This window comes from Kitasatospora sp. NPDC058190 (genome assembly GCF_042883685.1).
GTDB lineage: Bacteria > Actinomycetota > Actinomycetes > Streptomycetales > Streptomycetaceae > Kitasatospora.
The window spans coordinates 117,247-130,280 of sequence record NZ_JBHVVI010000005.1; the positions used below are offsets into that span (position 1 = coordinate 117,247).

The following is a 13,034-nucleotide window of genomic DNA, read 5'->3' on the forward strand; positions in this document are numbered from 1 at the left end:
AAGGGAGAAGCGACCAGCGAGGCACGAGCGCCGGAGCGCCGACCGTCGGCAGCGGGTCAGAGCGGCTCGGAGGCGAGCCGAGCACCAAAAAAGGGGGCACGAGCGCCGGAGCGCCGACCGTCGGCAGCGGGTCGGAGCGGCCCGGAGGCGAGCCGAGCCCCAAAAAAGGGGGCACGAGCGCCGGAGCGCCGACCGTCGGCACCGGGTCGGAGCGGCCCGGAGGCGAGCCGAGCACCGAAAAAGGGGTACGAGCGGGGGAGCCACCGAGGGCCGGCCGGAACGGTGTCCGGCCGGCCCTCTCGTGCGCGGGGCTACGGGGCTACGGGCGGTCGGCGTAGGAGCCGTGCTGGTGCGAGCCCTGGGGCGGGACGGCGCCGTAGTGGCCGGGGCGCCGGCCGCGCGGGTGCCGGGTCAGCTTGTAGCCGAGGACACCGGCGAGGGCGGCCAGGAAGCCGCCGCCGATGGTCCAGTACCAGCGGCTGTTCCAGCCGGAGAACCAGCCGGTGTACCAGTGCTCCTTCTGGGCCACCGGGGCCGCCGCCTTGGCCGTGCTCGCGCCGCCGCCGACCGGCGGGACGAGCGGGGCCTTGAGTTCGCCGCCCTCCGGCTGGGCGTTGTCGGCGTTGCCCTTGGCGCTGACGTGCAGCTGGGCGCCGGCGGGCAGGCCGAGGTCGGGCTGGGGGGCGTCGGTGACCGAGAGCCGGACGTAGTAGGTGCCGGGCAGCGGGTCGCCGGACCACGGCTCGGCCCAGGTGCGGACCTCGCGCAGGGTGCAGTTGAGCGTCAGGGAGGTGGCGCTCTGGTCGCCGGTGGCGTTCTGGGTGCCGGCGGTGCAGGCCTGGCGGCGGCGCAGCCCGTCGAAGACCTCGACGGTCCAGGTCTGCGGGCCGTGCCGGTCGGCCGAGGGGGCCAGGTTGACGGTCAGGCTGACCGCCGGGGTCTGGCCCTCGGAGGCGCCGAACGCCCAGTACAGGTAGTCGCCGGTGGAGGCGGCGACGTTGGCGTCCTGGCCGGGGGAGAGGTTGACGGCGGTCAGGAACGAGGTGCCGGCCTTGGTGGCCGGGGCCGGGGTGCCGCTGGCGCTCGCCGTGGGCGAGGGCGCGGCGGAGGCGGCCGGGGCGCCCAGCGCGAGGGCGGGCAGCAGGGCGAGGGCGGCGAGGGCGCCGCGGATCGTCGTACGCATGGTCAGTTCTCCCGCCAGACGGCGATGCGCCAGCGTGCGATCCAGCCGGAGACCAGGCCGAAGACCAGGCCGGACAGGGTGAGGGTGAGCAGCAGGATCCAGCCGCGGCCGAGGCCCATCGCGGCGCCCTCGGGGGCGGGCGAGGCGGAGGCCAGGTCGACGGTCAGCTCCAGCGGCATGCCGGGGTCGGTGTGCACGCCGGCCTGCGGGGCCAGCGAGTTGCTGACGACCAGGCAGACGGTGGTGTCCGGCTTGTCCTTGGCCGAGGAGGTCGGGCTCGTCGTGACGTAGCCCTTGGAGTCGTTGGTGGACCAGCGCAGACCGGTGGAGACCACGTCGGTGCGGGTGCTGCCGGCGTCGGTGCCGCGGACGAGTTCCTGGCCGGTGGCGCTGGTGGCCTGGAGCAGGACGCCGTAGTCGCGGTTCACCGCGCGGTCGAGCCCCACGCTGACCGAGGCGCGCAGCTCCTGGCCGGCCTTGACCGGGACCTTGTAGACGCGGTGCTCGGAGAACTTCTCGCGGTCGCTGTAGACGCCGGGAGTGAGCACCGGGGCGCTCTCGCACTTGTCGGTGCCGGTGGTCTGGACCGGGTTGACGGTGTAGGTGTCGTCGTTGCGGTCGATCAGCTGCTTCACCTTGTCGGTGAGCTGCTGCGGGGTGCGGACGTCGGTGTAGGTGCCGCCGGTCGCGTTGGCGATGCAGAGCAGCTGCTGGCGGGTCTTGTCGTCGTGCGCCAGTCCGAGGGTGTCGACCACCAGGTGGATGCCCTGGGCGGCGAGTTCGCGGGCCACGTCGCACGGGTCCGGCGGGGCGCAGTCGTCCTCGCCGTCGGTGATCAGGACGATCCGGCGGGTGGCGTCGCCCTTGCCGAGGTCCTGGGCCGCGCCGCGCAGGGCCAGGCCGATCGGGGTCCAGCCGGTGGGGCGCAGGGTGGCGACCGCGGTCTTGGCCTCGACCTTGTTGGTCTTGCCGACCGGGAAGAGCTGCTTGGTGTCCTGGCAGCCGGCGGTCTTGTCGTTGCCGGGGTAGGTGGCACCGAGGGTGCGGATGCCGAACTCGGCCTCCGCGGGAAGGGCGTCGATCACCTCGTCGAGCGAGTTCTGGGCCACCGAGATGCGACTCTTGCCCTGGATGTCGGCGGTGTTCATGGAACCGCTGACATCCAGGATCAGGTCGACCTTGGGGTTCTCCTTGGGCGCGGATGAGGCGCCGGCTGATGGTTCGTCGGCATGGGCGGGCAGGCCGAGGAGCAGCGAGGCGCCCGTTATCGCCAGGGCGGCCAGCAGGCTGCCGAGCCTGGTCTTCGGTCGTCGTCCGGTAGTCACGCGCCAGATCCTAGGGATCATCAGTTCGCCAAGGCCAAACGGGACCGGACGGTGCACCTCCCCATCCGGGTGTGAACTCCGGCGCGTGGAGAGCGGATTGCCGGGCGCTGCGCTCGCGCCGGTCCCGTCGGGGGCGGGTGGCCCTGCGACAATGGCGGACACACCGCAATGAATTACCAATACATATGGATAGTGATCGTTAGGGTGACGAATCGGACCACGGGTGCCGCCGTACCGGCACCCGGTCCCGGTCGGCTCCTTCGACTCCCCGCCTCCCCTCAGGACGGTCCGTGGCGACACCCTCCGCCGTGACGAGATCCGCCGCCGGGCCCGCCCGGCCGGTGCCGACCAGGCGCACCACCGAGCTGGTGCTGGTGCTGGCCGCCGTCCTGATCGCCGTGTTCGGCTACATCGAGGTCGGCGTCAACCTGGACGGCACGGTGCCGGCCGACGCGGCCCAGTACGGCGCCGCGCTGGGCGTGCTGGCGCTGGCGGCGCACGCCGTCGTCCGGTGGCGGGCCCGGTACGCGGACCCGCTGCTGCTGCCGATCGCCGTGCTGCTCAACGGGATCGGGCTGGTGGTGATCTACCGCCTCGACCGGGTCACCCCGGGCCGGGCCGCCGCCTCCACCCAGCTGCTCTGGTCGGGCCTGGGGGTGGCGCTGTTCATCGGCGTGGTGCTGCTGGTGCGCGACCACCGGCGGCTGCAGCGCTACGCCTACCTCGGGGCGCTGGTGGCGCTGGTCCTGATGGTGCTGCCGATCTTCTTCCCGCCGGTGTACGGCTCGCGGATCTGGGTCGTGATCGGACCGCTCTCCTTCCAGCCGGGGGAGTTCGCCAAGATCCTGCTGGCCGTCTTCTTCGCCGCCTACCTGGCGGTGCACCGGGACGCGCTGGCGCTCACCGGTCGCCGGGTCTGGCGCTGGCAGCTGCCGCGCGGGCGGGTGCTCGGGCCGGTGCTGATGATCTGGGCGGCCTTCGTCGGCGTGCTGGTGCTGGAGACCGACCTCGGCACCTCGCTGCTCTTCTTCGGCCTGTTCGTGGTGATGCTCTACGTGGCCACCGCGCGCACCGGCTGGATCGCGATCGGACTGGGCCTGGCGGCGGTCGGCGCGGTGACGGTGGGCTGGCTCTCGCCGCACGTGCACAGCCGGGTGACGGACTGGCTGGACCCGCTGGGCTCGATCGCGGCGGGCAAGGGCGCCAACCAGATCGCCCAGTCGCTGTTCGCCTTCGCCTGGGGCGGCGAGCTGGGCGCCGGGCTGGGCAGAGGGCACTCGGTGCTGATCGGCTTCGCCGCCAAGTCGGACTTCATCCTCGCCACCATCGGCGAGGAGCTCGGTCTGACCGGGCTGATCGCGGTGTTCCTGCTGTACGCGGTGCTGATCTCGCGCGGGTTCCGGACCGGCATCGCGCTGCGCGACCCGTTCGGGCGGCTGCTGGCGATCGGGCTGGCGGCGATCGTCGGGCTGCAGGTGTTCGTGGTGGCGGGCGGGGTGCTGGCGCTGATCCCGCTGACCGGGATGACCATGCCGTTCATCGCCCAGGGCGGCTCCTCGGTGGTGACCAACTGGATCATCGTCGCGCTGCTCGTTCGGATGAGCGAGGGCAGTGAGCGGATCAAGGTCGGGCGGCGTGGTCGCGAAGCGGCTTCCGGGCGAAGCGAGCCGGACGCATGAGCGACGACGCCCGGCGGCCCGCGCCGGAGGTGGGCTGATGGCGCGGATCCGGTTGAAGGGGAACGGCCCGCAGGGGCTGCCCGGGATCTCGGTCACCGGGCGCCGTGCGGCCACCTTCTGCCTGCTGCTGGTCGCGGCGCTGTGCGTGCAGGCCACCCGGGTGCAGGTGTTCGAGGCCAAGGACCTCAACCACAACAGCGCCAACCAGCGCCTCACCATCGAGCGCTACGCCCAGCCGCGCGGGAACATCCTGGTCGGCGCCGAGGCCGTCACCGGCTCCCGGGCCACCGGCGGTCGCTACGCGTACAAGCGCACCTACACCGACGGCCCGACCTACGCCGCCGTCACCGGCTTCGCCTCCCAGGCGTACGGCAACTCCCAGCTGGAGGGCACCGAGGACGACCTGCTGGCCGGCACCGACGGCCGGCTGGCCGGGTGGTCGCTCTGGGACGCGATCGCCCGTCGGCAGAACCCCGGCGGGGACGTCTACACCACCATCGACCAGGCCGCCCAGCAGGCCGCGATGCGCGGGCTCGGCCGGCAGAAGGGCGCGGTGGCCGCGATCGAGCCGGCCACCGGGCGGATCCTGGCGCTGGCCAGCACCCCCTCCTACGACCCGGGCGACTTCGCCGGCTCCTCCGGCTCCGACCAGACGGCCTGGAACCGGCTGCAGGCCGACACCGACCAGCCGATGCTCAACCGGGCGCTGCGCCAGACCTACCCGCCGGGCTCGACCTTCAAGGTGGTCACCGCCGCGGCCGCGCTCGCGAGCGGGGTGGTCACCGACCCGAACGCGCCGACCGGGGCACCGTTCCCGTACGTGCTGCCCGGGACGACCACGCCGCTGGTCAACGACAGCGCGGTCTGCGACCGGCCCGGCCTGTCGCTGGACGCCGCGATGACGGCCAGCTGCAACAGCGTGCTGGGCTACCTCGGGGTGCGGACCGGGTTGGAGGCGATGACGGCCACGGCCGAGGGCTTCGGCTTCAACGACCCGAAGCTGGACCTGCCGGTCCGCCCGGCCCGGTCCAACTTCGACACCGCGATGGACCAGTCGCAGCTGGCGCTCTCCTCGATCGGGCAGTTCGACACCGCGGCCACACCGCTGGTGATGGCGATGGTCGCGGCCGGGGTCGCCAACAACGGGACGGTGATGCGTCCACAGCTTGTGGACAAGCTGACCAGGAGCGACGGCACCGTGGTGCAGCTGATGAAGCCGCAGGTGTACAAGCGGGCGGTGACTCCGGCGGTGGCCGGGCAGGTGCGGGGGCTGATGACCGATGTGGTCGAGAACGGCACCGGCGGCAACGCCCGGATCGCCGGGGCGGTGGTCGGCGGCAAGACCGGCACCGCCCAGCACGGCGTGGACAACAGCGGGACGCCGTACGCGTGGTTCATCTCCTGGGCCAAGCCGGCCGGCTCGGACGCGGTGCCGCCGGTCGCGGTGGCCGTGGTCGTCGCGGACAGTGACGCCACGGACGTCACCGGTGGCGCGCTGGCCGCGCCGATCGCCCGGTCGGTGATGCGGGCGGTGCTCGGCCGCTGACCCGGACAGGGTCACTGACCTGCTCTTTTATCCAATGTCCGGTAAATCCGCCGCGTACGAAGTGTCCGGTTTGTGATGTCTGATATGCCGATTCGTACAATGCGCCGATCGGTATTGTTTGTTTGCGACACTGGTGCCTTCGGGGGGTACTGTCCGATGTTTGTTCGGTTGGTCCCCGATGGCACCCCCCGGTACCTCGGGTGACCGGCCACTAGGACACCCTCCCCCGCCTAGAAGGACCGCAGTTTTGGCCAGCAACACCCTTGGTGCGCGTCTGCTGCGACGCAAGCCCGTCTCGACCCTGATCGCGGAGAGCGAGGGCCACGGCCTTCCGGCCGGCGCACCCGAGGAGGGCGGACGCTCCGGCATCCACCTGCGCCGCTCCATCGGACTCTGGCAGCTGTCCGCGATCGGCATCGGCGCCACCATCGGCACCGGCATCTTCTTCGTGCTCAGCAGCGCGGTCCCGGCGGCCGGGCCGGCCGTCATCCTGTCCTTCGTGATCGCCGCGGTCACCGCCGGACTCACCGCGCTCTGCTACGCCGAGATGGCCTCCGCGATCCCGGTCTCGGGCTCCTCGTACTCCTACGCCTACGCCACCCTCGGCGAGGGCGTCGCCTTCGGCGTCGGCATCTGCCTGCTCATGGAGTACGGCGTCTCCGCCTCCGCGATCGCGGTCAGCTGGGCCGAGTACCTGAACAAGTTCCTGGACCTGGCCTTCGGATTCAAGATCCCCGAGCAGCTCTCCGGCGCCCCCGGCGGCGGGCACTGGTTCAACCTGCCGGCGCTGCTGCTGGTCGCGATGGTCTGCTTCCTGCTGGTCCGCGGTGTCAGCGAGTCCGCGAAGGTCAACGCGGCCATGGTCGGAATCAAGATCCTCATCCTGGTGCTGTTCGTCGGCGTCGCGCTGACCGGCTTCCACTCCGGCAACCTGACCCCGTTCATGCCGCTCGGCATCGGCGGCGTGCAGGTCGCCGCGTCCAGCATCTTCTTCTCCTTCATCGGCCTGGACGCGGTGTCCACCGCCGGTGAGGAGGTCAAGAACCCGCGCCGCACCATGCCGCTGGCGATCATCATCTCGCTGGTCGTGGTGACCCTGATCTACATCCTGGTCGCCCTCGCCGGCATCGGTGCCCAGCCGTGGACCAAGTTCGACGGCCAGGAGGCCGGGCTCGCCCAGATCATGCAGGACATCACCGGCCAGGGCTGGCCCGCGATGATCTTCGCGGTCGGCGCGATCATCTCGATCTTCAGCGTCACCCTCGTGGTGATCTACGGCCAGACCCGCATCCTGTACTCGATGGGCCGCGACGGCATGCTGCCCAAGCGCTTCGCCGAGCTCTCCCCGCGCACCGGTACCCCGATCTGGAACACCCTCGTGGTCGGCGTCGGCGTGGGCGCGCTGGCGGCCTTCATCCCGCTGGACGTCCTGGCCGACATCACCAGCCTCGGGACCCTCATCGCCTTCTCGGTGGTCTCCATCGGCGTGATCGTCCTGCGCCGCACCCAGCCCGACCTGCCGCGCGGCTTCAAGGTGCCCGGCTACCCGGTCGTCCCGCTGCTCAGCGTCGGCTTCTGCATCTACCTGATCACCGGCCTGCACGCCGACACCTTCCGGGCCGGCGCGATCGCCCTCGTCGTCGCCGTGGCGGTCTACTTCGGCTACAGCATCAAGCACTCCAGGCTGGAGCGGACCGAGCAGCAGGCCGTTCCTGCCGACAGTTCGACCGGCTGACCCCGTCGTTATCCAATCGTGAAGGGCCGCCGTTCGGTACGACACCCGGCGGCCCTACGCGCGTAGCGTCCCGACCGGTCCCGGACGCCATGGCGACAGGGCCCGGCCGGCACCCATAACCTTCCACCATGGTGAGCACCCGCACGCCCGGCTTCTCCCGCCCGCGCGGCCGCTTCACCGGCCGCGCCAGAACGCCGGCCCAGACCGTCAGCGCCGAACGGCCGTCCAGACCCGGGCGTCCCCCCAGAGGCTTCTCCGCCCGGCCCTTCCCCCGCCAGCGCGGCGAGAGCACCTTTCCGCCCACGTCCGATCGGTGGAATCCCGCCCGGCTCGCCTCGCTGCGCTCCGTCCAGCTGCTCGGCTGTCTGATCGCGGCCGGCTGGGCCGCCGCCTTCCCGCTCGTCTCCGACCTGCCCAACCAGCGGCTGTGGGGCCTCGTCGCGGCCCCCGCCTACCTCCTGGCCGGGCTGTTCTGCCTCACGCTGCCGCGCTCCTACGCCCCCCGGACGGCCGCCGCGGTCGCCCTCGCCGGCGCGGTGTTCGCGCCGCTCGGACTGCTCGCCCTGACCGGCCGCCACCAGTCCGAGGTCATGGTGGTCGAACGCTCGGCCCACCTCCTGCTCACCACCGGCGACGCGTACCTGCCGCACCCGGTGATCGTCACCGACTACAACCCGTACCTGCCGGCGATGGCCCTGTTCGGGCTGCCGCGCCAGCTGCTCGGCAACTCCACCGCCTTCGCCCGGGTCGTCGGGGACGCCCGGATCTGGTTCGCCCTCACCTTCGTCGTCTGCCTGCTGGCGGTCTGGCGGCTGCTGCGGCCCTCCGGCGGCGCCCCGCGCGTGCCGCTGCTGCCGCTGGCCGTCCTCACCGCCTCGCCGCTGATAGCGCTCGCCCTGGCCGTCGGCGGGGTCGACCTGCCGCTGATCGGGGTCTGCTGCCTGGCCATGGCCCTCGCCGAGCGCAACCGCACGGTCGGCGCCGGACTGGTGCTCGCCCTCGCCTGCAGCCTCAAATGGACCGCCTGGCCGGCCCTGCCGGTGGCCGTGCTGCTGCTCTGGCGGTTGTACGGGCGTCGGCCCGCCGCCCGCACCGCGCTGATCGGGGTCGGGGTGAGCGCGGCGGTGATCCTGCCGTCCGTCCTGACCCAGCCGGACCAGCTGCGCGACCAGGTGGTGCGCTTCCCGCTCGGGATGACCGCGATCCGCACCCCGGCCGGCAGCCCGCTGCCCGGCAAGGTGCTGGCCGGCTTCGGGCCGACCGGGCACTCCATCTCGCTGGCGCTGATGACGGTCGCCCTGGTCGGGGTGGCGATCTGGCTGCTGGCCCGGCCGCCGGTCTCCGCGATCGCCGCCGCCGACCTGCTGGCCGCAGGACTCGCGATCGCCTTCGCGCTCGCCCCGGCCGGGCGGTTCGGGTACCTGGCGCTGCCGGTCGTCCTGGTGATCTGGCCCCGGCTGGCGGCCCGGCGCTGGAGCAGCCGCCGCCCGGTCCGGCCCCGCCCGCTGCCGGACCCGCCGGAGCCCGTGCTGCCGCGACGCTGAGCCGTGACTCGCCCACTCGCTCTGTGCTGGTCGCCCGCTCGCTGTGACTCGCCCTCTCGCCTCCGGGGCGCTCGGACCCGGTGCCGACGGTCGGCGCTCTGGCGCTCCTTCGTCGCTTGTCGCTTCTCCCTTTCGGCACCGGCGCGCCCCTTCGGCTCGGGGCGGGTTCACGGGATCAGCAGACCGCAGGCCCCCGTCCGAGGTCGGACGGGGGCCTGCGAGCGCTCACGGGATCAGTGGCTGCCCGCCGCCTTGAGCAGCGAGGCGACCGCCGGGCCGGCCGCGTCGACGCCGTGGCCGCCGCCCTGGACCTCGGCGGCGACCGCGATGTTGCCGCGGAAGGCGGTGAACCAGCTGTTGGTGGTGGAGGCGCCCTGGACCTCGGCGGAGCCGGTCTTGGCGCCCGCGTTGTCGGTGATCCCGGCCATCACGTCCTTGGCCGTGCCGCCGACGGCGGTGGCGTTCATCATCGCGCGCAGCTTGGCGGCGACGTCCGGCGAGATCTGGCGGGCCGCGGGCTGCTGCGGCAGACCGGCGACCAGGATGGGCTGCTTGAAGGCGCCGCTCTGGACGGTCGCGGTGATCGAGGCGATGGCCAGCGGGTTCATCTGGACCTTGCCCTGGCCGATGTAGTTCATGGCCTGCTCGTCCTTGCTGCCCGGGGTCGCCGGGATCTTGCCGTCGGCGTTCGGCAGGCCGGTCTTCCACTCCATGCCGATGCCGTACACGTCCTTGGCGGTGCTGGACAGCGTCTCGGGCTTGAGGCTGGTCAGGCCCTGGTTGATGAAGGCCGTGTTGCAGGACACCATGAAGTCCTGCTGGAGCGTGTTGTTCGGGAAGGCGCCCGGGAAGTCGTTCGGGATCGCCACCGGGTTGCTGCTCTTCTCCGGGCAGGCCACCACGGTGTCCGGGTTGACCCCGGCCTCCAGCAGGGCCGTCGAGGTGACGATCTTCATCGTCGAACCGGGCGCGAGCAGGCCGGCGAAGGCCCGGTTCTGGCCGGTGGCCGGCGCGTTGGCGAAGGCCAGCACCTGGCCGGTGCTCGGCTCGATCGCGACGATGGAGCCGGACTTGCCGCCCAGGTCGGTCATCGCCTTCTCGGCGGCGGCCTGGACGGTGTTGTCGATGGTCACCTTGAACGGCTTGCCGGGCTTCGGCTCGACGATGGTGAACAACTTGTCCGGGGTGGTCTTGCCGGACGGGTCGGTGATCACCACCGCGCTGCCCGCGTCCTGGTCCTTGTTCGGGTCCGGCGGCAGCAGCTTGCGGGCGTTGTCCTGCAGGGTGCTCATCAGCGCCGGGGTGAGCGAGGCGCCCTGCAGCGGCTTGCCGTTGCGGTCCACCACGGTGGACGGCGGGGAGAAGACCTGCTGGGTGGCGATCGTCTCGTTGCCGGACAGGTGCGGGTGGATCACCGAGGGCGCCCAGTGCACGGCCGGGGTGTTGTCGCTCATCTTCACGACGCCGAGGAAACCGTTGTAGTCCCACACCCGGCTGGTGCCCTCGAACTCGGCGCGGGCCTTGAAGCCCATCAGCACGCCGGTGGGCCCGGGAGTGGCGGTGGCGGACGGCGAGTCGGTGGCGCCGGGGGTGCCGGTGGCGGACGGGGTCGCCGAGGCCGCGCCGGTGGGCTTGGCCGGGGTGGGGGTGCCGGTGGCCGAGGCGAAGGCCTGCGGGGTGGCCGGACCGGCCGGGGTCAGGGTCAGGGCGCTCGGCTTCACCTGGTCCTTGAAGGCGGTCAGCGCCGTGGTGGCCGCGGCCGGGTCGTCCGTCAGCGAGGCCGCCTTGGCGATGTCGCCGGACGCCCAGGCGGCCAGGAAGTCCTTCGCGCCGTTCGCCGCCTGATCGGCCGAGGGGGGTTCGGCCACCACCGTGCGGGGCTTCTTGGCGTCGGAGGACCCGGAGTCCGAGCCGCCCATCAGGCTGTACGCGCCGTAGCCGCCGCCCGCGAGGACGACGATGGACACGCCGGTGATGATGCCGATCTTCGCGCCACTGCGCATGGTGCAGTTCCCCCAGGGGTCTCGCGGCCGGGCGCAACCGGCCGGGGCCGGAAACGCGGTACCTCCCCACCCTAGGCAGGGCGAATCGGTACGCCGACGAAACGCCCGGGACTTGTGACGGATCTGGTACGTGTCGTGCACCGCGTACGGACGATTCGGGGGTGCGGTGTGGACGTCGGGTCGGGCCGCGGGCTCAGATCCAGCTGTTGAACCACATCCGGGCGCGCCAGTCGTCCAGCGGGATGGTCTGCCCGGTGAACAGCGGGAAGAAGTAGAGGAAGTTCCAGACGATCAGCAGCACCAGCAGGCCGGCCGTCGTCGAGCCGATGATCCGGCGGTCCCGGGAGGCGCCGGCCGGCCCGATCAGGGCGCCGACCAGCATCGTCACCGCGAGCACCAGGAACGGGACGAAGACCACCGCGTAGAAGAGGAAGATCGTCCGCTGCTGGTAGAGGAACCACGGCAGGTAGCCGGCCGCCAGGCCGCACAGCAGCGCGCCGGCCCGCCAGTCCCGCCGGAACGCCCAGCGCCACAGGCAGTAGACCAGCGCCACCACGGCCGTCCACCACAGCAGCGGGGTGCCGATGCCCAGCACCTCGCGGGCGCAGTCGGCGGCGGTGCAGCCGTTCTGGCCGAACTTCGGGGACTCGTAGTAGAAGGACACCGGGCGGCCCAGCACCAGCCAGGACCACGGGTTGGACTGGTAGGTGTGCGGGTCGGTGAGGTGGGTGTGGAACTCGTAGACCGTCGAGTGGTAGTGCCACAGGGCGCGCAGGGCCTCGGGTATCCACGGGTAGTCGGTGGAGCGGCCGACCGCCCAGTCCCGGCCCCAGCCGCCCTGGCCGGGCGCGGTGCTGCTGGCGAACCAGCCCCACCAGGAGGCCAGGTAGACGGCCACCGAGACCACCACGACCGACACGAAGGCCGGCACCACGTCCCGGGCGAGCACCGCCAGGTAGGGGCGCGGGGCGCCGGCCAGCCGACGGGCGCCGACGTCCCACAGCACGGTCATCACGCCGAAGGCCGCCGCCACGTACAGGCCGCTCCACTTGGTGGCGCAGGTCAGGCCGACGCAGACGCCGGCCGCGATCCGGTACGGGCGCCAGCCCAGGTTGAGCCGCTGGGCGAGCGCCGGGTTCTCCAGGCCGCCGAGCCTCGCCGCCAGCCGGGCCCGGGTGCGGTCGCGGTCCAGCAGCAGGAAGCCGAAGGCGGCGAGCATCCAGAACATCACCACCAGGTCGAGCAGGGCGGTCCGGCTGAGCACCAGGTGCAGGCCGTCCACCGAGAGCAGCAGGCCGGCCACGCAGCCCAGCAGGGTCGAACGGAACATCCGGCGGGCGATCCGGGCCAGCATCAGCACCGACAGGGTGCCGAGCAGGGCCACCGCGAACCGCCAGCCGAAGGGGTTCATGCCGAACAGCTGCTCGCCCGCGCCGATGATCCACTTGCCGACCGGCGGGTGCACCACGTACGAGGGCGTCGGGCGGTACGGGACGGCCGCACCCGGCGTCATGATCGTCGTGTTGGCGTCCTCCGGCCAGTTGATCTCGTAGCCGCCGTGCCAGAGCGCGTAGGCGTCCTTGGCGTAGTACGTCTCGTCGAAGATGATCGCGTGCGGCTGGCCGAGGTCGGTGAAGCGCAGCAGCCCGGCGAACACCGCCACGGCGATCGGGCCCAGCCAGCCGGACCAGCGGCACAGGAAGTACCAGAGGCCCTGCGGCAGCGAGATCCCCAGCCGCAGCAGCAGCGGCGACTGCGGCACGTCGCGGCCGGTCACCCCGGGGCCGTCCGGCATCGGCGGGACCAGACGCTCGGTGAGCGTCGCGGTCGGGCGGGCGCGGTAGCCGTGGCGGGCCAGGCGCTCCCGCCAGCTCAGGGGTGACCGAGGTGACCGAGGTGAGCGGGGGGACGGCAGGCCGGCACCGCCCTGCGCGGAGTGGTCCGTACCAGTGGGCGTCTGCGCCGCCGTGTCGCCGTTCATCCGCCACATCGTAGGGGCGCTCCTCGTACGTGTGACCG

At 72.3% G+C, this 13,034-nt stretch carries 8 protein-coding genes; 4 read left to right on the forward strand and 4 right to left on the reverse strand.

Features of this window, described 5'->3' with window-relative positions; all coding sequences use genetic code 11:
* Window positions 1-319: 319 nt before the first annotated feature.
* Both ACFVWU_RS03825 and ACFVWU_RS03830 read right to left on the reverse strand, forming a co-directional pair.
* Entirely contained in the window at window positions 320-1,183 is an 864-nt protein-coding gene (locus tag ACFVWU_RS03825) for a peptidase (protein WP_387615117.1), read from the reverse strand.
* Between the two features lie 2 nt (window positions 1,184-1,185).
* Window positions 1,186-2,508, reverse strand: a complete 1,323-nt coding sequence (locus ACFVWU_RS03830) for a VWA domain-containing protein (protein ID WP_387615120.1) — start codon at window positions 2,506-2,508, stop codon at window positions 1,186-1,188.
* A gap of 308 nt (window positions 2,509-2,816) precedes the next feature.
* On the opposite strand from ACFVWU_RS03830, the gene ACFVWU_RS03835 reads away from it, so the two are divergent.
* The 4 genes from ACFVWU_RS03835 to ACFVWU_RS03850 all read left to right on the forward strand — a co-directional run bounded on the left by ACFVWU_RS03835 (window position 2,817) and on the right by ACFVWU_RS03850 (window position 9,012).
* On the forward strand, window positions 2,817-4,187 hold the full coding sequence (locus ACFVWU_RS03835) for an FtsW/RodA/SpoVE family cell cycle protein (protein WP_387615122.1): 1,371 nt from the start codon (window positions 2,817-2,819) through the stop codon (window positions 4,185-4,187).
* A gap of 37 nt (window positions 4,188-4,224) precedes the next feature.
* Window positions 4,225-5,733 (forward strand): penicillin-binding transpeptidase domain-containing protein, encoded by a 1,509-nt coding sequence (locus ACFVWU_RS03840; RefSeq protein ID WP_387615124.1) that lies wholly within the window; start codon window positions 4,225-4,227, stop codon window positions 5,731-5,733.
* Window positions 5,734-5,911: 178 nt separating this feature from the next.
* Complete coding sequence (locus ACFVWU_RS03845) at window positions 5,912-7,468, forward strand: amino acid permease (protein ID WP_387615126.1); 1,557 nt, start codon at window positions 5,912-5,914, stop codon at window positions 7,466-7,468.
* A gap of 128 nt (window positions 7,469-7,596) precedes the next feature.
* Window positions 7,597-9,012 carry a glycosyltransferase 87 family protein gene (locus tag ACFVWU_RS03850; RefSeq protein WP_387615128.1) on the forward strand — a complete coding sequence of 472 codons (1,416 nt, stop codon included), beginning with the start codon at window positions 7,597-7,599 and terminating at the stop codon, window positions 9,010-9,012.
* A gap of 233 nt (window positions 9,013-9,245) precedes the next feature.
* On the opposite strand, the gene ACFVWU_RS03855 is transcribed toward ACFVWU_RS03850, so the two are convergent.
* Both ACFVWU_RS03855 and ACFVWU_RS03860 read right to left on the reverse strand, forming a co-directional pair.
* Window positions 9,246-11,015 carry a penicillin-binding transpeptidase domain-containing protein gene (locus ACFVWU_RS03855; RefSeq protein ID WP_387615130.1) on the reverse strand — a complete coding sequence of 590 codons (1,770 nt, stop codon included), beginning with the start codon at window positions 11,013-11,015 and terminating at the stop codon, window positions 9,246-9,248.
* Window positions 11,016-11,208: 193 nt separating this feature from the next.
* Window positions 11,209-13,005, reverse strand: coding sequence for a dolichyl-phosphate-mannose--protein mannosyltransferase (locus ACFVWU_RS03860; protein ID WP_387615132.1), 1,797 nt, complete (start codon window positions 13,003-13,005; stop codon window positions 11,209-11,211).
* Window positions 13,006-13,034 lie beyond the last annotated feature (29 nt).